Genomic DNA, 26986 nt, shown 5'->3' on the forward strand with positions numbered 1-26986 from the left:
CGCCTCGCCAGGGGCCACAGCCTCGAGCTCCGGCACCTCCTCTATTTCCGCCTCTTCAGTCACGACCCCCCCAGGGGCGATCTCCCGGAACCACATCGGTTTCACCGCCTCGGCAAAGGCTTCCGCCTGGGTCACTTCCTCGAGCGGTTTGACTTCGTACTCGAGCCGCCCCGCCGCCAGCTCATCCAGGGCGATATAGGTCGGCTTCACCGTTTTCCGTTGGACCAGGGGGCGCGCCCCGTGATTGAGCTGGCGACTGCGCTTGGCCGCAATGATCACCAGGCGAAATTTGCTGTCGACTTTATCCTTGAGGTCGTCCCAGGATACATAGCTCATGCGTCGTCATCCTCCTCAATTGTTGTTAAATCCCCAGATCCTCCCGGACCTGGGGATCCAGGCGAAAGCTCCGGCACCGCTCTCCCGCAATGATGGCGCAGAGATCGCCAACCGCCCGCTCAAGCACATCGTTGATGATCCCATACGCGTACTCGTTGAAACACTTGATTTCCTCCCGGGCCTTTTTCAAGCGGCGCTCGATCTCTTCGGAGGCGTCACTCCGCCGGGCCCGAAGGCGTTCTTCTAGCATATCCCAGGACGGGGGGAGCATAAACACAAAAACGCCCTCCGGATACTGCTGCCGGAGCTGGGCCGCCCCCTGGACGTCAACGTCCAGGATCACGTCCTTCCCTGCTGCCATGTTGGCCTCCAAGAGACGCTTGGAGGTGCCGTACAGGTGGTCATGGACACGCGCCCACTCCGCAAAATCCCCCGACTCTACCATGCGCTCAAAGGTCGCCTCGTTGACGAAGTAATAGTCGCGGCCGTTGACCTCGTGGGACCGGGGGGGCCGGGTCGTAAAAGAGACGGAGTGTACGAGGTCCGGGATCCGGCGAACGGCCTCCTCACACAGACTGGTCTTTCCGCCCCCAGAAGGCGCCGATACGACGATGACAAGCCAACGGGGTTTCTCCACCGCCTACTCCCTGTCTCCCGAAACTCCCGTCAGGCGCTGAGCCAGTGTCTCTGTCTGAATGGCCGAGAGGATCACGTGGTCACTATCCGTGACGACAATAGAGCGGGTGCGCCGCCCGTTGGTCGCATCCACCAGCTTTCGGCCCTCCTTCGCCTCGTCCTTGAGCCGCTTACTCGGGGCAGAACTCGGATTGACGATGGTAACAATCCTACTTGCGACCACCATATTTCCAAAGCCTACATTGAGAAGTTCGGTCGCCAAGCCCCTCACCTCCCCCTTCCGCCCGGGGCAACTTTCTGAAGCGCCCCCGAAGGCCTTCATTCGATGTTTTGCACCTGCTCCCGTAACCGCTCCAGATCTGCTTTCATCTCCACCACGACCGGGGAGATGACCGGATCCGCGGCCTTCGTCCCGAGGGTATTGACCTCGCGATGCATCTCTTGCAATAGGAAGTCCAGCCGGCGGCCATGGGGACCCGTCCCTTGGAGGATCGTCCGGAACTGCTGGATGTGACTCTTGAGCCGCGTGCACTCCTCGGTAATGTCGGACCGCTCCGCGAGGAGCACCGCCTCTTGCGCGAGCCGATCCGGATCGGACAACGGCGCACCGAGAAGGGCTTTGACGCGCTCCTGGACCCGGCTGCGGTAGGCTTCCACCACCTCCGGCGCTCGGATCTCCACCGTCGCGAGTCCCGCCTCGACCTGGCTCACGCACAACTCGAGGTTCCGCCCCAGATTCTCTCCCTCCCTTCTTCGCATCGAGTCCACTTCATCGAGAGCCGCGTGGATCAACTGTCTGAGAACGACACTCGCCTCCGCCACGTCGACCTCCGAGGCCTCCAGGGTCACGAGATCGCGCACCCCGATCAGCGCCTCGATCGTGACCTCCCCCCGCAGGTCGAGCTCACGCTGGAGCTCCCTGAGTGCCCCGACATACTGCTGAATCGCTCCCCGGTCGACCCGCAAGGTTCGGGGAATCTCGCCAGACAGCTTTTCCGTCACCTGGACGTCAAAGCGGCCTCGATGCACCCGTTCGCGAATTTCCCGGTGAAGCCCGTGCTCGAGGGACGCCAAGGCTCTCGGCAGCCTGATCCGGATGTCGGTAAACCGGTGATTAAAGGCCTGGACTTCAACGGTGTAGAGGTAGGGGGCAGTGGCACCCTCCGCCCTACCATACCCGGTCATGCTCTTGAGCATGGGAACCGATCCAATGGTAACCATCCAGGGAAAGCCAGCGATGCCGCATTGGGGATCATTACAGGGCCTAGAGCCCCAGGGACGAGGCCGCGCGGCGTTTGTCTTAAATTTACTGTAGCTTGCGCCGCCTGTCAAATTCAAAGCCCCCGAACTCGCTCTCCTTTCCCTGCCTTTACAGGCTTGTCTGTGACGGGTAAGATGAGCAGGCGATGGCGGAGTGGAAAGCATCACAACAGCGATATGTCCGCCTTCTCCGGCAACGGATCAGCCGACTCAAGCGACGGCGAGACAAGATCCTGGCGGATCTGGCGACGGCGCAACGGTGGGAGGACCTTCGCCGGAAGGGGGAACTGCTCCGTGTCCACCGCAACCGCATTTCGCGCGGTCTGTCCGAGGTGGCCCTGCCCGACTACTACGCCGGGCCAGGGAAAAGCCTCACTATCTCCCTCGACCCGGCACTCCCCGTCGACGCCAACGCCGAGCGGTACTTCAAGCAGGCGCGCAAGGTCAAACGAGGACGCCCTATTATGGAGCGCCGGCTCGCCGAAACTGAGGCGGACCTCAAAGGCTGGGAAGCGGCCCTGGAGAGAGTCATACAGATCCAGACGCCTGAAGCCCTGGAGAAAGCGTCCGCGGCCCACGGCCTAACGCGGCTTGAGCCGCCACCCCCCAAACCGAGGAGGGCAGACAACACCGAATCGGCGCTCGTGCCCCGACGCTTTGTCTCGACCGATGGCCGGGAGATCCTGGTAGGACGAAGTTCCGCCGGCAACGAACATCTCACCTTTCGCCTGGCCCGGCCTCACGACCTCTGGCTGCACATCGAAGATTATCGTGGGTCTCACGTGATCGTCCGGAACCCCAAGGGTCAGACGGTCCCCCCGCGCACCTTGCGAGAGGCCGCGCAGCTCGCCGCCTTTTTCAGCAAGGCCCGCAACGCCGGCAAAGTGCCGGTCCACTACACCGCTGTCCGGTTCGTCAGGCGGGTGAAAAGAGGCAAGCCCGGAACGGTCCTCCTCACCCAGGAGAAAGCGGTCGTAGTCACTCCCGATTCAGCAGTGGTGACCAATCTCGGCGAAAGAGCGGCGAGAAGCCCGGATACGAGTTCTCACGGCATTCGAAGAGGCCGTACACGATGACGAGGTACGCAGCGATTGATGTGGGGACGAACACCATCCGTCTCTTGGTGGCTGATGCGCAGGATACCGCAACGTATCGCCCCATTTTTCAGGAACAGGTCATCACCCGGCTCGGCGAGCGGCTCCAGGAGACCGGCGTGCTGGGGGCAGGAGCGGTAGAGCGGACGATCGTGGTCCTCCAACGATTTACCCAGACTGCCAAGAAGCTGGGAGCGGAGAAAGTAGTCGCGGTCGCCACCAGCGCAGCTCGGGAAGCCAAGAACCAGCGGGAGTTCCTCGACAAGGTGCGGAGAGAGGCGGGGATCGAGCTACAAGTCGCCTCAGAAGAAGTCGAGGCAACCTTGACCGCCCTTGGGGTATCCCATGCGCTGGGACCCGCATGGTCCAACATGCTGATCATTGATATCGGCGGTGGCAGCACCGAGTTTATCTTTGTTGAGCAGTCGAAATTCGCTGGACACCTGAGCCTCCCCATCGGGGTCGTCAAGATCACCGAGGCCTTCCTCAAAGGCGATCCGCCCCCTGTGGATGAACTGGAAGCCGCGTCCAGCTCCCTTCGAGAAACCCTCAGCCAGGTTCCTGCATCCCTGGACATACCACAAGGAGGTACCCTCGTCGGGACCGCGGGCACGCCCACGACACTCGCCGCAATAGACCTTGGCCTTGCGACGTATGATGCGGAGAGGGTGACCGGCCACCGTCTCTCCCGAGGCAGAATCGAGCAGCTCTTGGAGCATCTCTGCTCTCTCCCCCTCGCCGAACGTCGTCAGATCGTAGGTCTCGAGCCGGCTAGAGCCGATGTGATCATGGCGGGCATTCTTCTAACCCGTGAGATCATGATGCTCTTTGGTTTTGATGAGCTGACCGTGAGCGATGGGGGACTTCGTGAGGGCATCCTCCTCCATCATCTCGCACAACGTAATCCCCGATCATAGCCCGATTGAATGGCCAGGCTTGACAGTTTTTAGCCCACCTCAGGAACTATTGGCGACGGACGCCTTCCCGGGTAGAATATCGCACGGAAGCGTGTTTAGTTTTTGATCCCGATAGCTGGCGCTTCAAGCTAGGAGATAGAGCAATGTATTTTAAGCAGATCCTCGATGAACGGTGTGGTTGCGCGTCCTATCTGGTAGCGTCTCGACAGTCGCATGAGGCGGCGATCGTCGATCCGCCAATCGATACGCAGCAGCACGAAGAACTGTTGCGCGAGCGCAACTTTCAGTTGCGCTACGTGATCGATACGCATGTGCACGCGGACCACGTGTCGGGAGCGCGCAAGCTTCGGGCCGACCATGGGGCCGAGTTGTGCCTGCACGAGTTGGCACAGGTCGTCTATCCGTTTCGGCCACTCAAGGACGGAGAAGAGCTGGCGATGGGCCAGCTGCGTTTACGCGTGTTGTACACGCCGGGGCATCGCCAGGAGCTGATCTCGGTCCTGATCATTAACCCGCCCCGCAGCCCGGAGCCCTCGATGGTGCTGACGGGTGATTCGCTGCTTGTCGGTGACGTCGGCCGGCCCGACTTTGGGGGCGGTGATGCCGCTGTTCAGTATGACAGCGTGACTCGCTTGCTCCGGCTGCCTGACTGGGTGGCGGTTTTCCCCGGTCACTTTGAGGGACCATGTGGCAGAGGGATGTGTGGCCGACCCAACACCACCATCGGCTTTGAGCGGCTGTACAACCCATTGGCCCGCCTGGATCGCGGTGCCTTTGTTGCAACCCTCTTGGACACCGTACCCGCCCGGCCTCTGAACATGACTGCTATTGAGGCGACCAACCGGGGTGTTGCCGACGTGCCGTGGGCCATGTTAGCTACCAACCCTGCGGTCAACGAGATCAATATCGATGCATTGGAAACTCGTCCGCCAGAAGCGCTCGTGTTGGACGTGCGCGAACCACAGGAGTACCAACACGGACACGTGCCCGGCGCGATTAACATTCCCCAGGCAGACCTGGCCTCACGGCTGGACGAGGTGCCGCGGGACCGCCCCGTGATCACCATATGCCAAGGCGGGGTACGTTCACTCCGGGCTGCGCAGTTTCTGATCCAGGTGGGCATCGATCGGGTGGCGAGTGTCAAAGGTGGGACCGCAGCCTGGCGCAGGGCGAGCAAAGCGGTTGCCGTCGGCGACACCAGTGTGGAAGAGCCTCGTGTCACCGAAACGGAGTGGATGCACGCTGGCGCCCGCCCCAGCCACCCGACTTAGCGCACCCCCCCAAACTTCCCATCGTAAATCCAGTGTACTTCTGCTGATCAAGCGGCCAACTGTTTTGGAATAAAGGAGGCTGAACGATGCCGAGGTGTGATGCAGTGTTCGAGGGCGGCGGGGTGAAAGGGATCGGACTGGTCGGGGCTATCGCCGTGACCGAGGAAATGGGGTACGAGTTCGTCAACCTCGCCGGAACCTCTGCAGGGGCTATCGTCGCCGCCCTGGTAGCAGCGGGATACCGCGCCTCTGAGCTTCAGGACATCATGAAGAGTCTCGACTACTCTGAATTCAAAGATGAAGGGCTGTTGGACAAAATCCCTTTCTTGGGTAAGGTGCTCAGCCTCGGCTTCGAAAAAGGGATCTATGAAGGTGCGTATCTCGAGAACTGGGTTCGAGAAAAATTAGCGGCGAAGGGCAAGCGCACCTTTAGAGACCTCATTATAGGTGAGTACAAGGATAACCCTCGTTACCGTTACAAGCTCCAGGTGATCGCCAGTGACGTATCTCGAGGGCGCCTCCTCGTCCTGCCTCAAGACATCAAGGATTACGGGATGGCTCCGGATGATTTTGAGATCGCCCAGGCGGTTAGGATGAGTATGTCGATCCCATATTTCTTTGAACCCGTAACGCTCAAAGGCCACGAGACTGGGGAAGTGTGCTATATCGTCGACGGGGGAGTGCTGAGCAACTTTCCAATTCGACTTTTCGATGATGGCTCTCCTGACCCGCCGTGGCCTACCTTTGGGTACTTGCTCGCCGAAGATCCTGATGTCACGGGTACCACAGTAAGCCACAAGATCATCGGGCCACTCACCCTCTTTGCCGCCCTTTTTTCCACAATGATGGAGGCCCACGATAGGATGTATATTAAAAATGGGGCCTTCGCCAGAACGATCATGATCCCCACCTTGGGGGTCAAGACCACGGAATTTGACCTTTCGCCCGAGCGTGCGGATGAACTTTACCGGTCGGGAGTCAACGCGGCCAGAGAGTTCTTTCAGACATGGAATTTTGAAACGTATAAAGCAACGTTCAGGCAAAGGGCCGAAAGGAACCGTCGTGAGGCGATGTATGCTTAAGACGCCCCATCCCGGATTGCGTGGTCAACGTATTGGGCTTGGGGGTGCATCCGGCTACGCCTCGCTTTCAGCCTGTCGGGAGGGAACGAGCCCTTGGGTTGGCTGGACAACAGTCGGGTGATAGACCCGACCGGCCTTCTGGCCGGCGACCTCGATTTGTCGCAGGATGCGGAGGATGTCGGTCCGCTTGTGATCGTAATCCACGGCGAAGCGTTGGCTCCCCGGATCGTAGCGGGCGGGGACAACACCATCCAATCTTTGGATCAAATTTACGATTTTCTCGGCTGGGCTACTCGTCCGGTCCCCTGAGTAATCCGCCCCTTTCACTCGTAGTGTGATCCCTAGGTTCACAGCCGTCCCCTCCTTGCTCCCTTTCCACGGGAAGATCAAATGCAGATTCTCTTCCTTGTCTCCGTCGTTCCTACTCCGAACTGAAAAATTGCTTCAACTGTGCCAAGAACTGAGGACGATGAGGCAACCTTTTGAATTCTCTCGCTCGACCGAGCCGTACGGCCCTCTTTTTCGGGCGAAGTGTGGATCTGGAGAGGGGGGTAAGTCTGCCATGCTGTCAGGAGGCCATTTGAGACAGACAACATGTCATACAGGGCGTCGTGCCCTATCTCGACCCCCTGGTACACCCGCAGTGACATGCCTGGCCCTTGACACCCCCACCACAACGGACGATACTTGGGCACTTTTCAGGAGATGGGCGAGAAATCGAAATGGCTGGGACAGTTGTGACCGCTGACGTGATCATTCGGTATCCCGACGGCGGAATAATCTTAATCAAGCGGGGGAAAGAACCCTTTCTGGGATCCTGGGCTCTCCCAGGGGGAATTCTAGAGGAAGGAGAAACCGTAGAGCAATGTGCGGTGAGAGAGGCAAAGGAGGAAACAGGAGTCAGTGTCAGTCTCAGGAAACTGGTTGGAGTGTTTTCCGAGCCGGGACGGGATCCGCGCGGCCACTACGTTACAATAGTTTTCCTCGCCGACCCTGTGGAAGGTTCGCCACAGGCAGCCTCTGATGCCGCTGATCTGATCATCACGAAGGGTTTCCGTGACCTGCCGCTAGCATTTGACCACGCAAAGGTCCTTCGCGCCGCTTTTCCGGAAGGTGCCTAAGCTTACCTAAGGGATGGTTTCGTAGTCCCTAGCGATCCAATCTCCACTTACTAGGGAGGCGATTTCTCCATCGGAAATGTATTCCCCGATCACCCGCGGCGATGCTCCCGGGACCTCCAAGAACTCTATCCCCGTCCGATAGACCCAGCCTCGCTCGCCGCTAGGCCAGACCTCATAGCGCTGAGCCTCTGAACGAACCGCCCTGCACTTGAGACGCACTTCGTGTCCGGGGAAAAAAAACGTCACGAATGAGATGCTATGTGGTGGGATGATATTCAAGTGTTCGACCAGGGCCCCGCTACGGCTGATGTCGACGACATGGGCCCTCTTACGAGTTGCGGTAATCCGCCCCTCGAGTTGGCTCCCTACGGCCAATCGCGCATGACGCCGCCTCTCATCCTTGACCTGGTCCACTAGCACGACTACCCTCTTCTTACATACTTGGTCGTGATGAATCTCTCGTCCTGCCCGCTGGTCATCTCCAACAGGCATTCCGGCAATCTGCTGCTCGTCCACTCCCACGCCGGCGCGTCCCACTCAGGCGGAGGCCGAAAACGAACACCATCCTTCTCGAGAACACCGACATCGGCCCAATACGAATCGCATCGATTCGTCGTTGGCAGTAAGACTATGATCGGACGCGAGATGTCTTCATGGGACAGGATGGTCACCACGGTTCCGTCGTTGTAGACATCGTACCTCGCGGTGATGGCAAAGCTGCCAATCTTTTCTTGGTAGGCCACGGATTCGATGATCTGCCTGCCGTTTGGTGTCCAGTTTGGAGGCCAAGTGACGAGCAACAGTATCGCGATCAACGCCGTTTTCATTGCCCGCTGGCGCCTCCTTTCCTCCCGGAGCAAAGGGAAAGACTCTATCTGCATCCCAAAGGCCAACATGAATTGGAGCGCTGGATCCAGATCAATCACGCCTTGTGTTTTTAAGGACTTATCGCGATGGGGAGTGGCCGTGATTCGTTGCGGAGTGTTCAAATATCGGATGCAAGGCATGCATGAACATGCAAACATTGCGGGGCATGCAAAGCGCGAAGTTAAAGCGCGACCTAGACCTGAAATCGGGAAATGCAACCTATTGTCACGAGACCGATTTTGGTGAAAAAGGAGGCAAGGATGTCGGTAGAGAAGAAGGTTCAGGGTTAACAAATGGGGAAAAATTTGAGGAGCACCGGCCCTAGCCCGGATTATTCACATACAGGTGAATAATCCTCCCTCCGGGCTTCGACTCCGCCCCGCGTTTTCGGGGCGTCGCTCAGGGCTAGCCTTGAGCAGGCCGTGGGAGCGGCCAGTCGAAACCTGCCGGTGCGGCAGAGCCCGCACCGGCAGGCGCATTATTCACGAAAAAACTCCGTTCGTGAATAATGCGGGCTAGCGAGACGGGAGGAGCAATCGAGAGGAATCCGCGGACGCCTGCTGGTGAAGACGATCAACCACGCTGCCGATCACACCAGCCATGTACGGCTCGGGATTGAGGAACTGCACCCCCATACCGGTAACGGTATCCGTTTTACGCTCCCCTCCGCGAACCCACGCTACCCGTGCCGGCGTCGATACCGGACGGACCAGTATAGGTGGCGCGAAGTCAAGGAGGATCTCAGTTCCCGTCGCGGGCGGGCATTCGGTCGCAATGAACATCCCACCCTGGCTGAGATTGAGGCATGTCCCGTGATGCACCATCTCGGCTTGCTCGACCTCGACGGTGAACCGAACCGGCACTCGGGGATGGGACCGCTGATTGGCGTGATTCATCCACTGAAAGACCCGGTCCAATTCTGCTTCAATCTCCTTCTGGTTCAAAGGTTCCTTCCATGCATCCTCCTTGTGAACATTCTGAAAAAGTTCACCGTGGACGAGGTGTTCGGGGTCTATTCCCGCGACGATGGAATCCTCTCCGGTGGTCTCCATGTTCTCGAACCGGAAAAAACCTGCATCCCAAGTCATTAATTCGATGAGCACCTGTTCGATCTGGTTCCGGATCGCCTGGTAGAGCACGCTTGGGGCGACGAATCCCTGCTCGACCAGAATCGTGCCGAGCCGCTTCCATTTAGGGGAGAGGTGCTGCAACTCGAGGGCAATCCTCAGTGCGTCTTCGGTCAGGTATTCATGCTTGATCAGGATGTTGCCTAGGGCGTTCTGGACCGAGTCACAGGCAGCGGAGACCACTTCCCCATTCCGAAAAACAAATACTCCCGAACTTCCCATGCGGGTGAGCGTCAGCTTCCCCGACTTTTTAAGTAGTCCCAGGTACTGGAGGATATCGAAAACGGTCAGGCCTTCGAGCCGTCCTGTGAATGCCAACGTCTGTCCTCCGTCCGCCGGGCGGGGCCACAGGGTTCTCCGCCTACGTGGCCCCGGCTGTATGTTGATTTTTTCCAGAGAGGAATTCGCCGAGAGAGCACTGAGGGATTGAAAATGCGGCAATTGTGCCAAAACTCTGGTGGACGGGGATAAAGGGTAACCTTCTGAAATATCCGGCTCGACTGGGGCCTGGAGCCGTTTTTCAGGCCAAATCTGAGTGTTAAAGAGAAAGGAACTCTGCCATGCTGTCGTCGGGCCGTTCGAGTGTGGACAGTTTGTCAGCGGCGGGGCTACACACGCCCGAGGGTTTGTAATCGAACCTGCCCTCGGTGCCATAGCTTGTGGAGCAGTGTAGCAAGATGCATTTGCTCCGTCGGTCCCACGTTCAGGAACTGGACCCCCATCCCGACGTGAAAGAAGTTCGTGCTTTCCAGCGGATTGGTCCAGACGACCCGGCCCGGGAGCGTGAACGAGTTTCGAAGCCCTGGGGAACTTACCTACTATGGTCCATGCGTCATTGGCGGCTCGGCACCCGTCGCCGGCGCCAAGACCCTCACAACAACCCGACGGTTTTGGGCCTGCCCTGCGGGGGAGTTATTGTCAGCCGCCGGGATCTCTTCCCCAAACCCGACCCCAGAGATGCGATGGGTTCCGATCCCGAGTTTTAGCACCAGGTACCGCACAACAGCCGCGGCCCGCTCCCGACTGAGCTGGAGATTATACTGGGCAGGACCGACCGAATCGGTGTGTCCTTGTAGTTCCACGAGCGTACCCGGATCCTCCTGGAGCAGGCGACCTACCTCGACCAGAGAAATAATTGCGGCATTCTTGAGATCCGCCTTGCCGAAGTCAAAGTAGACCACGCGCGCCCCTTGTACTACATACGACGAATTGTGAGAGATCTTGTTCTCGACGTCGAGGATTCTGGCCATGGCCTCATCCGCTTTTTCGTTGGCCTCTGCCGCCTGCTGTCCTACCTCTCCGAGGCGTGTGTTAATTCCGTCCACCTGCTGCTGGCGTGTCTCTGCCTCCTGAGCGATCATCCTATCTCGGATTCCCAGCTCGTGTTTGATGTACTCGTAGCTCGCACAGCCAGAAGCGAACAGGATGATCACCAATGATAGGAATATCCGTGGGCCTGATCCATGCCGAACCATAAGACGTCCTCCTCCTAAACAGTCACGCCAGCTCTACAATAGAAAGGTCATGGGAGAGCACAAGGCACGTTCCATGCCAACCCAGGGAAAGGTCATCCGCGGGAGAAAAATCCACCTCAATCTCTCGGTTTTACTCACGACCCTGAGCAAAAGCTTTTTAGGGGGTGAGGCTTTCCTCCTCAAGTGACCATGTAAGATCTATATCGGGGGACGCAACGATGAGACTTGACGGGCACGGCTCTTGCGTGTATCGTCGCCGTTAGAGTGGACCGTTTTAAGAAGTACCCCGTCGCGAGTGGACAAGGACAATCCCGGCCAAAGGAGACTATAATCCATCTCGGGCAGACCCTGGGTCGTTGGCTCTGGAAAGGGCGGGGAAATTCCTCCTCGTGTCCTGCTTGCGAAACCTCACTTCCTCCCAAACGCACTTTCTGCCCTCACTGCTACATGGTCCTTCGACCGGAGGGGATGGCGGAACTGCACCAGGCCCTCCAGGGGGCGAAGGTCCGCGAGGACATTTATATCCTGCGAAAGCTCCACGATGGAAACGAAGACGTGGTCATCTCCCTTGCCAAGGCTTCAGAGCCTGAACTTGACGGGCAACCTACTTCACCTCCAACGGAAAGGATCCCCCGACAGGCACCACCGAAAGAGAGCGGGTTTCCTGCTCACGTACCAGAGCCCCGGAGTCGAAAGCAAAAAAGTCAAAACCTGATGACCTATGCCTTTTCCGCTCCTCCCTCTGCCGGGCCCGAGAATCTCCCTTCCCTCATCCGGTGGTTTTTGAATCACGACCGTCTTATTCCCAATAATCTGGATATCCTAGATGAGGCGCACCGAATCCTTTACGGAGGCGAAGGCAGTTGGACATACGAGCGCCACCTCGCCCGGGCCATCGCCGATGATCTTCGCACCTATGATTCGTCAGACTTGTTGCAGGAGCATTTGATCCTCCTGACGACGGTTTACGCTCGGACGCTCCAGGAGCTCCTCAGCCTCGGGCCCGATCAGCAAGCCCTTCGGTCCCCTACCGACCTCCCGGAGTCCGAACGGCAAAGGATGTGGGATCTCTGTCTGCGGTTTGGTCTCACGGCCACGCGGCTGCGAGTGGAAGGCTGGATTTATCAGTTGACCTATGGTGAACCTCCGAGCGTCAAGAAGCCCACAATTAAGCGCCGGTAACTTTTACAACTCCCACCGTGTAAATCTTACACTCTCGTCTTCGAAGAAATGGTCTGCTACCCTTCACTACTGCGTTGAGCGTTGCAACAGAAAACCTAGTAGATCAGCGTGCTGTCCATCATCAATGCCCATGCTTCTCACGGCATGGCACGGAGGTTGCCGTTTTCAGCTCCCGAATTCCCCTCGTCGAGCGTGCGTGGATCGCGGAGGCCCCCATGATCGGGGCACGCACGGATCCCGGGCCGGGGAAAGCATCAAAGAGTGTATGGACTCAGAGCGAGGACAAGAAAAAAGAAAGGAGAGAATTATGCGACGGGGCTTCGCGCTAATAATCGGCCTGCTCGTCACTTCCTTTGCCCACGGGGAAGCGGCCAAGCAACAGATCTACCAGGGTGAAGGGGTCGTCCAATTCGTAAATGCGAAGGAAGAGATCCTTGTGGTGGAGCATGGACAGATCGAGGGGTTCGCCGACGCCATGACCATGAGCTACCAGGTTAGGTCCTTAGATCTCCTCAAGGGGCTCAAGCAGGGGCACAGAATCAAGTTCAAGATCGATGGGGCCACGGAGGAGATCATCGAGATCAGCCGAGTGGAACGCATGGCCCAAACCGATCAGCCGAGACAAGAGAAATCCGAAGTCGCCAAGCCGGCCGTGCAGCCGGACGATCCCCGGGTGACCCGGGCTGCCCTCGCCACGGAGGTCATCGACCGAGAACCCGCAGAAACGTTTTCCCCGATTTCCGCTGAGATCGGCCGGCTTTACTACTTCACCGAGGTCGCCGAGGCGGGTCCCCCGAGGGAAATCCTCCACGTCTGGACGTGGCAAGACCGCAATGTCAGTGAAATCTCGCTCAAGGTCCAGGGGCGGCGCTACCGGACCTGGAGCTATAAGACCATTCCCCAGACCTGGACCGGCGAGTGGCGGGTCGAGGCCCGCACGCCAGAGGGCGCGGTCCTCTCCTCTAAGAGCTTCCGGGTCGAAGCTACCGAGTGAACAATCTCAGCAAAGCAGGATAGCGAAGAACCCGCAATGCAACCATCCCCTGAGAGGTAAGAACCAGCAACCTCATCTCTTCGAAGTCTACCTCAAGGTGTCCAATGTCCAGAGACCAATCCATCTGGTCTCCCAAAGATCACCCTCATCCGTCCTAATATCTTAAAGCCATCACGACAGGCGGCGTGTGCTTTACCGAGGTCGCTCATCTTGTATCCGTAGGCATTTGCTGCCTATTTCCCGGCAGCCGCCTAGGGATCGGCACCGTCGGAGAAAAGCGGCTGCCACCAAACCTCTTTGTTTTCAATATGTTATGGAGTAGCAGGTCTTGGCACAGTGATTGCGAAGGATTGCGAAGGGAAAGGTATATCACTGGGTCTAGCCCCGACCATATAGCGGCAAGGCTACACCTAACACGGGGGAATCGGATGAAGCCATCTCAGGTCCTCGTTGTAGAAACTCCCTCAGGGACAGCAGAAGATATCCAGGGACTTCTTTCCTCGTGCGCAATCACGGACGTGGCCGTCGCCAAGGAGTCCGAAGCGCTCAATCGGCTGCGCCGTGGGGAATTTTACGCGGTCCTCTTTCACGAAGATGCACCGATGGACGGCCGCGGGCTTCTTGTGACCGCAAAAAGGGAGACTCCCAACACGCCAGTCATCGTTATAGTTGAAGGCACGGACCCGGGCCGTTGCGCGGAGTGGACGGCCGCCGGGGCCTTCGAGTGCCTGGTGAAGCCGGTCGACCCCTCCTCCTTGCTCGCCGCGATGCAACGGGCACTGACCCGGAGCCAGCTGTGTGCTGCCGGCAGTGTCAAGTCCACCAGACCACGACAGCGAAGTGGTGAGTGGTCCTTTGGAGAGATGGTCGGCGACTCCGAGGCGATGCAAGAAGTGTATCACTCGATCACCAAAGTCGCCCAGTCGGACGCCAACATCTGTCTGTACGGAGAGAGTGGCACGGGGAAGGAACTGATCGCCCGGGCGATTCATGACAGCGGCCGCCGGCAGGGGCGGCCCTTCGTGATCCTGGATTGCGCCGCTATCCCCGAGGGACTCATGGAGAGCGAGATGTTCGGCCATGTTCGCGGGGCCTTCACCTCGGCCGTGGGGGATCGGGTAGGGGTCTTCCAACTGGCGGACACCGGGACTCTGTTTCTCGATGAGGTGGCAGAGCTCCCCGTCCCTCTCCAGGCGAAGCTCCTCCGGGTCATTCAGAACCGGGAGTTTCGGCGGGTGGGAAGCAGCCACTCCGTCCGGGTCGATGTCCGCATCCTCGCCGCCACGAACAAGGACCTGCCCGACCTGGTCAAGCGGGGTCAGTTCCGGGAAGATCTCTTCTATCGCCTGGATGTCATCAGCATCACCGTCCCTCCTCTCCGGAAGCGGAAGGAGGACATCCCCCTGCTGCTGGAGCACTTCGTGGAGCAGTTCAATCGGAACAGCGAGAAGCAGATTCGGGGTATCAGTGCCCGGACCCAGCGGCTGCTCCTAAAGTACGATTGGCCAGGCAATGTACGGGAACTGCAGAACTGTATCGAACGGGCGGGGGTCATGGCGGACGAGGACATCATTGACATTGGGGATCTGCACCAAGTGCTGCACCCGGTCGCGCAGGCCGCGGCGCAGACGGAAGGGGGCGCCGGCCTCCGCGACATGGAGCACACCCTCATCCAGGACACGTTGCGCCAGACGCGGGGCAACAAGACAGCCGCGGCCGCCTTGTTGGGAATCAGTTTGCGGGGGCTTCATTACAAGCTGAAGAGGCTCGAAGCTAAAATGCCTCGGGAGAACACCTAGCCCCCCGGTCCCGGACCCACCGGATAATTTGCACCGTCCCTACCCGGCCGAAGTGCTTAACTTCCGAAACGAACCTGTATCCGGTCGCCGTCGCGAGGAACGTAGGAGCGAGGGTCATTGGTCTCTCTGCCGTTGATGCGGACTTCCAAAATCCCTGGCGTGCCGCCCGGGCACGGGTCCCCCTCATTGTAGAGACGACCCCCCGGCAGTTCAATCATTGACCCGGTGAATCGCAACCCCAGCCCGTCGAAGAAACGACCCAGGGTGGACTGCCTCCTGGACTCCGCTTGCGATACCGGGTGGATGTGGATCCGGTATTCATTCCCGTGAGAGTGAACGCCACCAGGTGATCGCGGCAGCGGGGGCTCGCGTTTTCCGCAGACCTCGATCTCGAGCGTAGCATGCCAGTGGTCTCCGACCTGTGGTAGAGGTGGCTCAGTCCAAATATAGAAGGGAATTCCGATGGCTGCAATCAGAACGGCACCACCCATAAGCGTGCGGCGAATACGACGCGCTTTCTTTTGCTTCTCATGCCGAGCCTTCTTTTCCGCCCTCGACTTGCCCATGGGGACCCACGTCGAATTAAGAATATGGGAGCGGGAGCCGGGACAAGGCGCCCTATGGCGTGACCTTCACGATAATGAGCTTCGGGGTCAAGGCGGTGCGGCAGGGACTGATCTTACCCACATTAGGTAATCGGATGGATGTACTCACCGATTACCTGTAGTGTTTCGTCAGAGGGTTCGACAAATTGTAATCCGGTGTGGTAGATCAGCTCCCGCTCCCCGTCCGACTGCACCTCTATCCGATCAGCCACCGAACGGGCCACGCGACACCTCAGGCGAATTCTCTTTCCCCCAAGGTCAAGCTCCAAGGAGGAGGGAGTACCTGGTCGGACAACGTTGGCATGCTCAATCAGAGCCCCCCCAAGACTGATATCCAGCAAAACGGCATCCCAGATGACAGCGACTCGCCCCTTGGCCTCCCCTTTCACAACGAATCGGGCGTGTTTCCGCCGTCCTAGCGTTTGTTCTTCCTTTGCGACTTCCCTGATCGGGTCCGACACCTCATCGCGGGCGATACCCGGTGCTTCATCTTCGGCGATGACCTGTATCTCATCCCCGGCAGGTACCAACGCCTCATCCTGGAGGGGTGCTAGCGCCTCATCTTCGGCGATGACCCGTATCTCATCCCCGGCGCCTACGGGCGCATCATCCCCGACGATAAACCGGACCTTATCCTGGGTTGTAGCCCGTGCTTCACGCTCAACGGGGACCGGTGCCTCATCCTCGGAGGGTACTAACACCTCATCCTCGAGGGTCACAGACGACTCATCCTCGACAATGACCCGTACCTCATCCTGGACGGTTACGGGTACCCCATCTCCGACACTAGCGTGCACCTCTTCCTCGGTGGGTACCGAAGCACTGCCCTGGAAGGGTACCTGCCCGTCATTCTGGGCGGTCGCGTTCGCCTCACATTCCTGGGCCGGTACCGGGGCCTTGGCCATTCGCCTTGCACCGGCCTTGGCCTTTGAACGCTTCGGTCGCCCCTTCCCTCTTTTCGTTGCCACAGCGACTCCTTGGCACTATCGCCGGTTTCCCTTTCTTCAATCTCCCGGGCCCTATAGGAGCGGAGGAGTGGTCTGAGGGGCGCGCCTCTGGGGGGATTCGAGGGACTCTTGTCCGGATTGCCAGGGCTTGCAATAACCGTGCTAAGTCCGCCCGTGAGAAGCTGTATTCCTCTTACTCCGGCGGCGCGTTGAAGATTACCTTAAGCCATCGTCGGATCTCGACAGTTTCGAAGAGTCCTGCCTTCACGTACGGGTCGTTGCGTGCAAATTCCTCCACCGCTGCACGGTCCCCCATGTCGACGAGGAGGAAGCTGCCCGTCATGGTCTGCCCGTCGTCGGTGAGCGTCGCGCCGCCGGCGACGATCTGCTGTCCAAAGCGCTTCGCGTATTCGAGATGGGCCGGCCGAGTGCCCTGCCTGATGTGGGCCGAGTTCGGCTTATCGGTTGTCAGGATGACGAAGTACATGTGTGTTCCTCCCTAGGAAACGTCAAGTCTGATGGTCGCCGGGCAGTCTCTCAGGACTCCACGGTTTCGTCAAGAGTGGCCAATAGGGGTTCCGCCTGAACGGTCAGATTCAGAATGGGTTCAAACGAGATGGTGGATCAGTGATAAGACTGTGAGAGGGTCCCCAGTCGAGGGGCCGATGCAAACGGAAGACCCATTCCTCCATCACCGGCTCAGGAGGGTGAGAAGCGAAGCAGGAGCTTTCGGCGGTTGTCAAATTGTTACAGCATAACCTCCGTTGTGTGATACTTCCACTTCCTGTGCATGGAGTGGCACGGAAGAAAGAATGCTTCGGCGTTTCTTCGCCTGCTTCGGACGGGACGGCGCTGGGACGGACACGGACAAGGCCTGTCGGAACTTCTCGTCCGCGAGAACCGTCTGCTCAAAGACTTTGGCGAACAGGGTATCCTGTCGCGGGTCCTGGGGTTTGTAGCGATCCGCAATTTCTTTTAACTGGGCGAAAAACTCTGTGGGTCGGAAGTCGGCGGTGCGGACGTAACGCTCAAAGGCCTTCTGGCGCTCATCGAGGTATTCAGCGAGGGTCTCGTATTCGGATTTCACCTCCGACTTGCGGAAAGACTCAATGATCTTCTGCTGCTCCGAGAAAATCTGGAGAAGGCGATTCAACCTTTTCTCGACCAGCTCCCGGTAGACGATCTCGATCGCCTGCCGCTCGTCTTCCAGATACTCCTGAAGTGGCCGGCGCTGTTCTTCGACATAATGATTCGCCTGCTCCAAAAATTCACTGTGTGTAGCAAGGAACTGCTCGAAGACCTCGAACTGTTCCCCACCGGCTCCAGTGAGATGGAACGTCATCCGTTCGAGGTTCTGGTTCTCACCCTGAATGTACTGACGCATGGGTTTGAGCCGACTCTCCAGGTGCCTGAGGGCTTGATCGACGTTCCGTTGGTGCTCTCCCACATGGCACTGAAACGGAACGAGCCGTTCATCGAGATAGGCTTTGAGCTGGTCAAGGACCTGCTGCTGTTCCTCGAGACTCTGATAGATTTTCTGTAGGGCTGCTGATGCAGACCATGGATACATCTGCTACCTCCTCTCAAGGGCTTTCATACGCGCGTGAGTGTCATTTGGCTTTCGCTGAACCCCATAGCCTCTTTCCCAATTAGGCAAAAGAATAAGGTCTGGAACCGACCCCATTGTGCATGTGGGGTGCCAGCATCAATCCGATTTCCACGCGGAACCGTGGGAGTCTTTTTTTTCAAGGAATTGCGGCGCACGGCCCGAGGAGGATCTTCCTCCGTCACTGCTCGAGACGCATGAAGATTGTGCACCACAATCTTTGATCCGACGTGTTTGAGGGTCAAGAAATGTCAACTTTCTTGACACCTTTGAGGATAGAGTGCATGGGTGAAATATTTGCACTAAGTGAACCCCTGATTTAATAGCAACTTAGATGGCAAGCCGGGCGGGGTCGTAATTGAAAAGAACGGTAATCATGCCGCGTCCGTATCGGCCCCTGTGCGGCCAACTTCTTGAGGGTGTGGGGAGGAGTCGCATCTTGACAATACTTTGGCACACATACTAAGGTATGGGGCCATGGCTCGTGCCCCCCGTGTGTTTGCCCCCGGGCTGCTCTGCTATGCCATCGTCAGAGCCATCATCAGACGGAACGACTGCCAAGAACCTGTCGCAGCAAGCCAAACGATCAGGCCATCCTCGAGCGAGGTGGGCACGGACGAAGGCTGACCCACCCTCTGTGAGACAGAGCTGGATGTGTTGTGATGGTGTTCACCGACAAACTCTTTGAGGCGGCCCGTCCAATCTGGGATGCGCAGCTCGAGCACCCGTTCGTAAAGGGGATCAGGGACGGGTCACTGGACGAGGGGCTGTTCACAAACTGGGTCTTGCAAGACTACCGTTACCTGAAGGAATTCGCCCGAATCTTTGCGTGGGCCGTGGCGAAGGCCGATCACCTAGAGTCGATGGGCTGGTACGCTGCGGCTTTGAACCTGACCCTCAACACCGAAATGGAATTACACCGGCAGTACGCAGCGCGTTTCGGCATCAGCCCGGAGGATCTCGAAGCAGCCCCGATGTGGCCGACCACTCGAGCTTACACCGACTTCCTCGTTCGGACCGCAGCAGACGGCGATATGGCGGATCTGATCGCGGCGCTGCTGCCATGTGCATGGGGTTATGTATACATTGCGCAGCATCTCACACAAGGTGATCCGCCGAAGGATCAGCGCTACGCCGACTGGATCGTGCAATACGCCTCGAACGAGTTCGCCGCGGCGGCCGAGTGGCTGAAGGCGGAGATGAACCGCCTAGCGGAAAGCGCTAGCGGGGAGAAACGGGAGAAGCTGACCGAACTCTTTGTCCTCTCGAGTCGTTACGAGTGGCAGTTCTGGGAGATGTGCTGGGCTGGGGAGAGGTGGCGGGTATGAACCGCAGCGTGCCGGAGGGACTTTTGCGAGCACGAGGGGGGAGCTGATTATGGGTAAGAAGGCTGGTCCGAAGCAAGTCGCTTCCGCAGAAGAGCTGCTGTGGTCTATGCTCTTTGAACAGGAGGCCCTACGGCGCGTGCTCGTGCGCAAGGGGATCGTATCCAACGAGGAGGTGTTCGAGGAGATCACGGCGGTTCGGCGAGACTTAGCAGGGAAACGGGGAAAGTAACGACAAGGAGGATGCTGGTATGAAGATGAGCGGTCGGGAAGGACATGGAACTGTTTATGCCTTATCTCAAGTACTGGTTCTAGTAGGGATACTAGTCCTATGCGGACTTGCGGGGACGGGAGCAGCAGAACGAGGCCGTGCGATTGCCCGTTCGTATTCCGTCCCAGTTCCACGTGGATTTCTTATCCTGGTGAACCCGAAAAATCGACAACTTGAGCAATTGAGATCGAAGGGAGGCATGGTCTTAGTTCAGATGGAGAAACCTTCCTACGAAAACGCCTTTCTCGCCAGCGTCTGGGTCGTGCCCCACACAACTCCGAGCGACATCAACCTGCAAGATGAGGTAGCCTGTGCAAAGGTCGCAAAGAGGGCTGCTGACTCCCTAAGGGGTACGGTGCAGACTGTGGGAATCGTTCAGTTATCAGATGGAGAACATTGTCAATATACCGCGCGCTCGCAGGAAAACACAAATCGAGGAGCAACTGGTACCATCTTCTCGACACCCGAGGAAGTATGGGTGGTTACTTGCAACTATGACACGCGCGACACCGCAGCCATATCGGCGTGTGCGCAAGTCGTTGACGGATGGAAGTTCGAGTGATGCCGAGGGGTACTGTCTATGAGAACGGAGCCTTTTTTCGCCGCCTTCGCGGAAGCCTTTCGGGTGGTGTTCATTGACGGCAAATCCGATATCGAAGTGCCAGTCGCGGGTACGGAATGGATTTTAATCGGGTATCGCGCGGAGGGAACCTATGAATTCTGGTTTTACCTCAAACGAGGATTTCCGGAGGAGGGCAATCGATAGGGGCCCAGATCAGGGTCTTGGCTTGCCACTTGCACATATGCACTTGAGAGCGACGGGCACGTCGACAGCCTCACTGGGCCCCGGAGGCTGGGGGGCTCTGATCAGATGCCGGATTCCTTGACAAGGGAGGACGGCTGTGCTATCCAGGACAGGATGAAATCCTGAAGCCCACCCAAAGGGCCATCTATGGAGCCGCATAGAGTTCTGGTTCTCAACCGATCCTTTGAACCCCTTCAGGTTTGTGAGGTGCGCCGGGCCATCGTCCTGCTCTTCACCGGCCGTGCAGAGCGGGTAGAGGATACGGCCGATCTCATGCGATCCCCCTCTATCGCCGTGTTCGTCCCATCGGTCATCCAGCTCCAACGGTTTATTCGGCGGCCGTTGAACCACACCCTCTCCTTCAATAAGAAAAACATTCTCAAGCGAGATTGGTACACCTGTAATTACTGCGGCCGTAACAGCGGGGAGCGGATGACCATCGACCACGTGATCCCCCGGTCCCTGGGAGGGAAAACAATCTGGGAAAATGTCGTAAGTGCGTGTCGGTCCTGCAACACCCGAAAAGGTAACCGGACCCCCCAACAGGCCGGGATGCGGCTTCTCCGGAAGCCAGTCAAACCGATCTCAGCCTTATATCTAACGATGTTGGCCCAGTCGGCCCGCCACTTGCACGTGTGGGAGAAGTACCTGCCCGCTGAGGCGGTCAGGTCACTGAAAGGCAACGGAAATAGCCAGGAGGTCTACCCATGCAATGGCGACGTTCAATCCCCCTTGTCGCTCTCCTAGTCTTCGTCTCAGTCACCCCTCTGCGAGTTCAGGCGCAAGTGAGAGAGCCGCATAGCTGGTCTCAGGCACCCCTGCCGACCGAGGCTATGCATCAGGTCCAGAAGAGTGACAACCTTCACCTCTTGGCGGCGTATTATTATGGGGATGCCCGTCAGTGGGTCCGAATCTTCCAGACGAACCGGAGCACGATCAAGCACCGCAACCTGCTCGAACCCGGCCAGACCTTGCGCATCATCCTCTCCCCCGGGTGGACCCCCCTGGAACCCTATGACCAGTGGAAGAGTCGCGTCCGGAGGCTAATACCTGCTGTATTAGCCCCCACCCCTCAGACCCCCCAGCAGATTCCCAGCTCTTGGGAACCGGAGGGGTCGTTCGACGGGGGGATGAAGCAGGCGGCTATCGGGACGACCGATGGTGGCGACTCGCCTCAGGACGTCTGGAGACGCGCTAGGGCTGCGGCGCAGCAGGATGACATGCGCGCGTTCTTCCGACTGATTTCGCCGGACGCTCGTGCCATGATGGGCTTCACCATGGTCCAGGGCGCCAACATCGCGATTAGCATGAAGGCCGCGATGCAAGGCGGGGATGCAAATGCTGCCCAGAGGGAGTTAGACGCCCTGCTCAAGAAGCACGGTGTCAAAGAGTTGCCGAAGGGTGTGCCCCCGGTCAACTCAGGTGACAAAGACGCTGTCGCGAGGGCGGCACGGGAGATGTTCGATGGCGTCAATGTGATCGCGCTCATCGAGGACCTCCAGGCCCTCATGGCCAATATGGGGTTTGAGGGCGGCAGCTCGAAGATCACGGGCAACGTCGAGGGCGAGCTCACGAACCTCAAGATTGAGGGTAACCACGCCACCGCCACGGTCGGCGGCAAGCCGGGGACGTTCGTAAACGTAAACGGCCGTTGGTATATTGAGCCGAACGAGAGCTAGCACGTCCCCACCTACCAGAAAGCCAAAATCCTCTAAATCCCAGGTCGGCCCACCAGTGTGTCCCGGACGGTGACCGTGAGTTGCACCACCACCAACCGTCCATATCGATCCCGGTGGGTCCCTTGTCTTTCCCCCCCCTTTCAGCGATAATCCTTCCAGAGATCATCACGCCGATTACCCAGAGGGGAGCATGTCGATTTACAAGCTGCAGTGCGATTTCGAACCCAAGGGGAATCAGCCCCGGGCCATCCAGCAGCTCACGGAGGGGATCCTCCAGGACAAGCGGCACCAAGTGCTCTTGGGGGTGACCGGGTCGGGGAAGACCTTCACGATGGCCAATGTCATCGCGGCGATCGAGCGGCCTACCCTTATCATCGCGCACAATAAAACGCTGGCCGCCCAGCTCTATAGCGAGTTCAAGACCTTCTTCCCCGAAAATGCCGTCGAGTTCTTTGTGAGCTACTACGACTACTACCAACCGGAGGCCTACATCCCCCAGACCGACATCTATATCGAAAAGGATGCCATGATCAACGAGCACATCAACAAGCTACGCCACTCCGCCACGCACTCCCTGTTAGAGCGACGGGATGTCATCATCGTCGCGTCGGTCTCGTGCATCTACGGGCTGGGTTCGCCCGAGGCCTACTACGGCATGATGGTGTTCTTCGAGCAGGGGGGGTGGTGCCAGCGCGAAGAGATGCTCCGGAAGCTGGTCGAGATCCAGTACCAACGAAACGACTACGACTTTCACCGGGGAACCTTTCGTGTCCGCGGCGATGTCGTCGAGATCTTCCCCGCGTACGCCGACACGGCCGTGCGCGTAGAGCTCTGGGGGGAAGAGGTCGAGGGACTGTGGGAGATCGATCCGCTCACTGGGGCAAAGCTCAAGCGGCTGCACCGGGCTCCCATCTACCCGGCCAACCACTACGTGACGCCCGAAGAACAGCGGCAGCATGCCCTTCATGCCATCGAGGAGGAGCTCGAGGAGCGGGTCGCGTGGTTCGAGCAACACGGGAAGTTTCTCGAGGCGCAGCGTCTGCGGCAGCGGACCCTTTTTGACCTCGAGATGATGCGGGAAATAGGAACCTGCAAGGGAATTGAAAACTATTCCCGACATCTCACCGGCCGGGCGCCCGGAGAGCCGCCCCCGACGCTCATGGACTACCTTCCGAAGGATGCCTTGGTCATTGTCGACGAGTCGCACCAGACGGTTCCCCAACTTCACGGCATGTACCGGGGAGACCGGTCGCGGAAAGAAACCCTGGTCGAGTATGGGTTCCGCCTCCCCTCGGCTCTGGACAACCGGCCGTTCACCTTCGCCGAGTTCGAGCGATGCGTGAACCAGGCAATTTACGTCTCGGCCACCCCCGGCCCGTATGAACTCAAAAAGGTCTACGGAACCGTCGTTGAGCAGATCATCCGGCCGACCGGCCTGATTGACCCCGAGATCGAGGTGCGACGGACCCGGGGGCAGATCGACGACCTGATGCATGAGATTCAGGTTCGCGCCGCCAGGGATCAGCGGATCCTGGTCACCACCATCACAAAGCGGATGGCCGAAGAGCTGACCGACTATCTAGCCGAGCACGGGATCCGAGTGCGGTACCTACACTCGGACATTGACACGTTGGAACGGTACGAGATCATCCGCGACCTCCGCCTCGGGAAATTCGATACCCTGGTCGGGATCAACCTGCTCCGGGAGGGGCTCGACATCCCCGAGGTTTCCCTGGTCGCCATCCTCGATGCGGACAAAGAAGGGTTCTTGCGCTCCTCCGGCTCGCTCATCCAGACCATGGGTCGGGCCGCACGCAATGTCGAAGGCAAGGCAATCCTCTACGCCGATACCACGACCAGATCAATGAATGTGGCGATCGACGAGACCACCCGGCGGCGGACCCTTCAGACGGCGTTCAATAAAGAACACGGCATCACACCAGAGAGCATCAAGAAGCAGATCATCGATGTCCTCTCCTCGATCTATGAGCGAGATTATTATACCGTGCCCGCGGTGGCGGACGAGGAGCGGGTGAAGTACATCCCTCGGGAAGAGATCCCTCCCCTCATGGCTACGCTGGAGAAACAGATGAAGCAGGCGGCCAAGAAGCTGGAATTCGAGAAGGCTGCCGATCTACGGGACCAGATCCGCGATCTGCAGCGCCGCATGCTCGGGATCATCGACCAATAAAAAGCCAGTGCAGAAAAGTGCTGAGGGTACAGCAGTACAGGGGTGCAGTGGTGCAAGCGGCAAAACGGTTTGAGGAGTTAACGTTTTGGCTTGCGCGGACTCCGGCTTTCTGGCTCTTTCGCCACTGGTAGCCTCACAAAGCTTCTAGGACCAAGAACGGGGACTTCGTATGGCAGGCGACAAAGGGGAAAAAATACTCAGTCCTGTGGCCGAGCAACAGGCCATTTTCAGAGCTGGTTTGTCTGGCTCCGGTTCTCCCACAAGATGCGACCAAAGCCTCGCCAATAATTGTACTTATCCCCTTTTCCGTATTAACGGAAAAGTTCAGCGGCGCGCCCGTTTCTGGCGCGTCCGCTGGATCGAATTGTTAGGCGTAAGTTCATTAGTTCGCAACGTCCCCTCGCTCTCTTCCAGATCGAGGAACCCGAGTTGCTGAAAACGCAGGAAGAGTTCCCGGCAAACCCACGCATCGGTGGCGGCGTAAGCGATTTGCTTCGGCATCAGCCGGGGGCTGGCCCAGTTGGAAGTGGAGGAGCCCTTGGTGACGCGAAATCCGAGCAGCTGCCCAGCCAGATTGCGGATGCCTGATTGTTTGATGCCTTGCCGTTGCGCCACGAGGCTCAGGTCAACGATGTTTTGAGGTTCAAACGGAAAAACCCTCTTGAGATTCGAGAAATCGTCAGCCAGCCCGATGCCTGCTTTGATGAGCGCCGGATTTTCCAGCATTTCCACCAACGCGCCAGAAAAGTCCATCCGTTTCAACTGAAAGAGATACACCACGGACGCGGTGGCAATCTGTACCAGGCAGGGCAGATGAAATTGACCTTTGTGGAACGCGGGCTTCGTTTCCGTGTCCAGTCCCACCACCTGTTCGCCGTGGATCACATGAATCGCCCGCTCCACGTCCTGAGCCGACGAGACCAGGCAAGTCGTCCCCTCGTATTTCCGGATCGCCAACTGGGCTATTTCCTCTCGGGTCATGGTTTTCATATCTCGTGCCGAACTCCTCTGATCAGCCTAACTATGAGTAGCCTGTTCCGTATAACTCCCCATCCGGGTCAGGATATCACGCCTGCTGCCCGGGAATTCAACGGCAATTGTACTGTGTTTGTCATCGGATACGCAAATCCTTCCGGACCTCCCGCAAGACAAACACTGCACAGCGGGTCAGGATATCTCGCTTCCTGGTTCGGGCGGCCATGCCAGGCCGTCGGCCGGGCTGCGGACTCCCACGCCCCCTCGATTAGGACATGGATATAGATCATAAGCAAATCAGGGGACATAATACATATTTTCGGGAGGCGCTTTTACTCGAACCAGGCACCAGTTCTCTGGAAATCCTCGCCATGGGCGAAAGGTATTAGCCTGCCCACGTGGGAGTCAAGAAAAAATCAGTATTGTGTCCCCGAAATCCTGCAACAATGTTCCCCGTCTTGGGCTGAGTGATTTTGATTCCGAAGGCCTTGGCGTTCGGTGCGGCGCTTTTGCGGCTAGACCAGAGATAGACACCTATGGCGAAGACCAGAGCACCACCGATTCCGCAGGCAACACGCGAAACTGGATCGTCAATGGGAAAAAAGGACTGGTACCGCACACCCCCACCGACGCTGCCGAGAAACAGCAGGATGCCAGCAACAATGAGGAGAACAGGTACTGCGTCGACCAGACGATCCACAAGGTGTTTCAAGAATTCAGACACTTGGAGTCCTTGGAGCGGCGGTTACGCGTTTGACGCATAATGGCTGCGAGCTCAGCGGCCCGGTAAATCTATTCTGGAGCGAAGGCCGCGCGCTGGCCGGGTCCGCTGCAGCGAGTTGTTATGCTCTATCGAGTAGCTATTTCCCTTTCTCCTTCTTCCTTTTCCTTTTCTCCTTAATTGTTAGCTTGGGCTTTTTTTGATCTTCTCTTCTCCCTTTGTCTTTCTTTCCTTTATCGCCCATATCAACCCCCTTTGAATTGGGAATGGCAAAATCAGCTGTTCTGTTCTTGTCTGTGATTCATCATGCCGACTATCTACTGAAGAGCATAACTAGTAAGTCTGCTGCGGCTTGCCTTTGCAGCATAGCAAGGCAGCCTCAGCAATCCATTGGTGGGCAAGTCTACTGCAAAGTCCAACACTTATCCACCACTTTGTCCGGTGCGACCCTCCCGGATAGACTGCAAGATTCGCAGTCTATCCAGCTATCAGCCCGCAGCATATCCCGGGCAACAACAGGGAGCTAGAGGCGATCTTTGTATGGGGGGGGGAGAGGGATCAACGTCTGGAAAGCGGCGACGGCGAAAAAGGTGTCAGGAACCTCTTTCTCTAGTCGATCCCTCCATAGGTCCAGGTCAGTGATCGTCCGGAGGGTACCATGTCCTGCGAGGAAATTCCAGTCTGACCCCTATTTCTATCT

Annotated in this window: 31 protein-coding genes; 16 read left to right on the forward strand and 15 right to left on the reverse strand. The window is 58.1% G+C overall.

The features are described 5' to 3' along the window. From rpoZ to O6929_07320, 4 genes are all read right to left on the reverse strand, one after another. The coding region (rpoZ, locus tag O6929_07305; protein MCZ6480192.1) for a DNA-directed RNA polymerase subunit omega at window positions 1–336 on the reverse strand (336 nt) is incomplete at its 3' end. Window positions 337–361: 25 nt separating this feature from the next. Continuing rightward, window positions 362–973 (reverse strand): guanylate kinase, encoded by a 612-nt coding sequence (gene gmk, locus O6929_07310; protein MCZ6480193.1) that lies wholly within the window; start codon window positions 971–973, stop codon window positions 362–364. Between the two features lie 3 nt (window positions 974–976). Further along, window positions 977–1234: a DUF370 domain-containing protein gene (locus tag O6929_07315; protein ID MCZ6480194.1), complete on the reverse strand. Its 258-nt coding sequence runs from the start codon at window positions 1232–1234 to the stop codon at window positions 977–979. Window positions 1235–1290: 56 nt separating this feature from the next. Beyond that, window positions 1291–2193, reverse strand: coding sequence for a YicC family protein (locus tag O6929_07320; GenBank protein MCZ6480195.1), 903 nt, complete (start codon window positions 2191–2193; stop codon window positions 1291–1293). 185 nt (window positions 2194–2378) lie between these two features. Between O6929_07320 and O6929_07325 the strand changes: the two genes are divergently transcribed. From O6929_07325 to O6929_07340, 4 genes are all read left to right on the forward strand, one after another. After that, the gene (locus O6929_07325; protein MCZ6480196.1) at window positions 2379–3308 is read left to right on the forward strand and encodes an NFACT RNA binding domain-containing protein; all 930 of its coding nucleotides are present in this window, start codon (window positions 2379–2381) and stop codon (window positions 3306–3308) included. Further along, window positions 3305–4243, forward strand: a complete 939-nt coding sequence (locus tag O6929_07330) for a Ppx/GppA phosphatase family protein (protein ID MCZ6480197.1) — start codon at window positions 3305–3307, stop codon at window positions 4241–4243. The genes O6929_07325 and O6929_07330 overlap by 4 nt, the downstream gene beginning before the upstream one ends. A 143-nt stretch (window positions 4244–4386) precedes the next feature. Then, a complete protein-coding gene (locus O6929_07335; protein ID MCZ6480198.1) occupies window positions 4387–5514 on the forward strand; it encodes an MBL fold metallo-hydrolase in 1128 nt (375 codons plus the stop codon). Between the two features lie 86 nt (window positions 5515–5600). Further along, a complete protein-coding gene (locus O6929_07340) occupies window positions 5601–6596 on the forward strand; it encodes a patatin-like phospholipase family protein (GenBank protein ID MCZ6480199.1) in 996 nt (331 codons plus the stop codon). 54 nt (window positions 6597–6650) lie between these two features. Here the strand turns inward: O6929_07340 and O6929_07345 are convergent, their stop codons facing one another. Further along, window positions 6651–6947, reverse strand: coding sequence for a hypothetical protein (locus tag O6929_07345; GenBank protein ID MCZ6480200.1), 297 nt, complete (start codon window positions 6945–6947; stop codon window positions 6651–6653). Window positions 6948–7318: 371 nt separating this feature from the next. On the opposite strand from O6929_07345, the gene O6929_07350 reads away from it, so the two are divergent. Further along, window positions 7319–7717: an NUDIX hydrolase gene (locus O6929_07350; protein ID MCZ6480201.1), complete on the forward strand. Its 399-nt coding sequence runs from the start codon at window positions 7319–7321 to the stop codon at window positions 7715–7717. Window positions 7718–7723: 6 nt separating this feature from the next. Here the strand turns inward: O6929_07350 and O6929_07355 are convergent, their stop codons facing one another. The 4 genes from O6929_07355 to O6929_07370 form a co-directional block, all read right to left on the reverse strand. Next, window positions 7724–8137 (reverse strand): PilZ domain-containing protein, encoded by a 414-nt coding sequence (locus tag O6929_07355; protein ID MCZ6480202.1) that lies wholly within the window; start codon window positions 8135–8137, stop codon window positions 7724–7726. Between the two features lie 2 nt (window positions 8138–8139). After that, entirely contained in the window at window positions 8140–8643 is a 504-nt protein-coding gene (locus tag O6929_07360; protein MCZ6480203.1) for a hypothetical protein, read from the reverse strand. A gap of 456 nt (window positions 8644–9099) precedes the next feature. Then, on the reverse strand, window positions 9100–10029 hold the full coding sequence (locus tag O6929_07365) for a PilZ domain-containing protein (protein MCZ6480204.1): 930 nt from the start codon (window positions 10027–10029) through the stop codon (window positions 9100–9102). A gap of 500 nt (window positions 10030–10529) precedes the next feature. Further along, window positions 10530–11186 carry an OmpA family protein gene (locus O6929_07370; protein MCZ6480205.1) on the reverse strand — a complete coding sequence of 219 codons (657 nt, stop codon included), beginning with the start codon at window positions 11184–11186 and terminating at the stop codon, window positions 10530–10532. A 49-nt stretch (window positions 11187–11235) separates the two neighbouring features. Here O6929_07370 and O6929_07375 point away from each other — a divergent pair, with 49 nt between their 5' ends. From O6929_07375 to O6929_07390, 4 genes are all read left to right on the forward strand, one after another. Further along, window positions 11236–11373: a hypothetical protein gene (locus tag O6929_07375; protein ID MCZ6480206.1), complete on the forward strand. Its 138-nt coding sequence runs from the start codon at window positions 11236–11238 to the stop codon at window positions 11371–11373. Window positions 11374–11654: 281 nt separating this feature from the next. Beyond that, the gene (locus O6929_07380; GenBank protein MCZ6480207.1) at window positions 11655–12368 is read left to right on the forward strand and encodes a hypothetical protein; all 714 of its coding nucleotides are present in this window, start codon (window positions 11655–11657) and stop codon (window positions 12366–12368) included. A 307-nt stretch (window positions 12369–12675) separates the two neighbouring features. Then, the gene (locus tag O6929_07385; protein ID MCZ6480208.1) at window positions 12676–13362 is read left to right on the forward strand and encodes a DUF2914 domain-containing protein; all 687 of its coding nucleotides are present in this window, start codon (window positions 12676–12678) and stop codon (window positions 13360–13362) included. Between the two features lie 428 nt (window positions 13363–13790). Further along, on the forward strand, window positions 13791–15161 hold the full coding sequence (locus O6929_07390; protein MCZ6480209.1) for a sigma-54 dependent transcriptional regulator: 1371 nt from the start codon (window positions 13791–13793) through the stop codon (window positions 15159–15161). A gap of 56 nt (window positions 15162–15217) precedes the next feature. Here O6929_07390 and O6929_07395 read toward each other — a convergent pair whose 3' ends face one another. The 4 genes from O6929_07395 to O6929_07410 form a co-directional block, all read right to left on the reverse strand. Next, on the reverse strand, window positions 15218–15727 hold the full coding sequence (locus tag O6929_07395) for a hypothetical protein (GenBank protein ID MCZ6480210.1): 510 nt from the start codon (window positions 15725–15727) through the stop codon (window positions 15218–15220). A 122-nt stretch (window positions 15728–15849) separates the two neighbouring features. Beyond that, window positions 15850–16734, reverse strand: coding sequence for a PilZ domain-containing protein (locus O6929_07400; GenBank protein MCZ6480211.1), 885 nt, complete (start codon window positions 16732–16734; stop codon window positions 15850–15852). A 172-nt stretch (window positions 16735–16906) separates the two neighbouring features. Beyond that, the gene (locus O6929_07405; protein MCZ6480212.1) at window positions 16907–17200 is read right to left on the reverse strand and encodes a YciI family protein; all 294 of its coding nucleotides are present in this window, start codon (window positions 17198–17200) and stop codon (window positions 16907–16909) included. Window positions 17201–17452: 252 nt separating this feature from the next. Next, window positions 17453–18283 (reverse strand): hypothetical protein, encoded by an 831-nt coding sequence (locus tag O6929_07410; GenBank protein MCZ6480213.1) that lies wholly within the window; start codon window positions 18281–18283, stop codon window positions 17453–17455. Window positions 18284–18981: 698 nt separating this feature from the next. Here O6929_07410 and tenA point away from each other — a divergent pair. The 7 genes from tenA (at window position 18982) to uvrB (ending at window position 24590) form a co-directional block, all read left to right on the forward strand. Further along, window positions 18982–19647, forward strand: a complete 666-nt coding sequence (gene tenA, locus O6929_07415) for a thiaminase II (GenBank protein MCZ6480214.1) — start codon at window positions 18982–18984, stop codon at window positions 19645–19647. 49 nt (window positions 19648–19696) lie between these two features. Continuing rightward, window positions 19697–19876 (forward strand): hypothetical protein, encoded by a 180-nt coding sequence (locus O6929_07420; protein ID MCZ6480215.1) that lies wholly within the window; start codon window positions 19697–19699, stop codon window positions 19874–19876. A gap of 19 nt (window positions 19877–19895) precedes the next feature. Then, on the forward strand, window positions 19896–20477 hold the full coding sequence (locus tag O6929_07425) for a hypothetical protein (GenBank protein MCZ6480216.1): 582 nt from the start codon (window positions 19896–19898) through the stop codon (window positions 20475–20477). A gap of 18 nt (window positions 20478–20495) precedes the next feature. Next, window positions 20496–20681 (forward strand): hypothetical protein, encoded by a 186-nt coding sequence (locus O6929_07430; GenBank protein MCZ6480217.1) that lies wholly within the window; start codon window positions 20496–20498, stop codon window positions 20679–20681. 186 nt (window positions 20682–20867) lie between these two features. Beyond that, window positions 20868–21467 carry an HNH endonuclease gene (locus tag O6929_07435; GenBank protein MCZ6480218.1) on the forward strand — a complete coding sequence of 200 codons (600 nt, stop codon included), beginning with the start codon at window positions 20868–20870 and terminating at the stop codon, window positions 21465–21467. Beyond that, window positions 21428–22399 carry a hypothetical protein gene (locus O6929_07440; GenBank protein MCZ6480219.1) on the forward strand — a complete coding sequence of 324 codons (972 nt, stop codon included), beginning with the start codon at window positions 21428–21430 and terminating at the stop codon, window positions 22397–22399. Before O6929_07435 ends, O6929_07440 begins: the two co-directional genes overlap by 40 nt. Before the next feature lie 190 nt (window positions 22400–22589). Continuing rightward, a complete protein-coding gene (uvrB, locus tag O6929_07445) occupies window positions 22590–24590 on the forward strand; it encodes an excinuclease ABC subunit UvrB (protein ID MCZ6480220.1) in 2001 nt (666 codons plus the stop codon). A 324-nt stretch (window positions 24591–24914) separates the two neighbouring features. On the opposite strand, the gene O6929_07450 is transcribed toward uvrB, so the two are convergent. Beyond that, a complete protein-coding gene (locus tag O6929_07450; GenBank protein MCZ6480221.1) occupies window positions 24915–25571 on the reverse strand; it encodes a 3'-5' exonuclease domain-containing protein 2 in 657 nt (218 codons plus the stop codon). A gap of 379 nt (window positions 25572–25950) precedes the next feature. Then, on the reverse strand, window positions 25951–26289 hold the full coding sequence (locus tag O6929_07455) for a hypothetical protein (protein MCZ6480222.1): 339 nt from the start codon (window positions 26287–26289) through the stop codon (window positions 25951–25953). Between the last annotated feature and the right edge of the window lie 697 nt (window positions 26290–26986).

The sequence above is a fragment of the Candidatus Methylomirabilota bacterium genome, from assembly GCA_027293415.1.
In the GTDB taxonomy this organism is placed as follows: Bacteria; Methylomirabilota; Methylomirabilia; order Methylomirabilales; family CSP1-5; genus CSP1-5.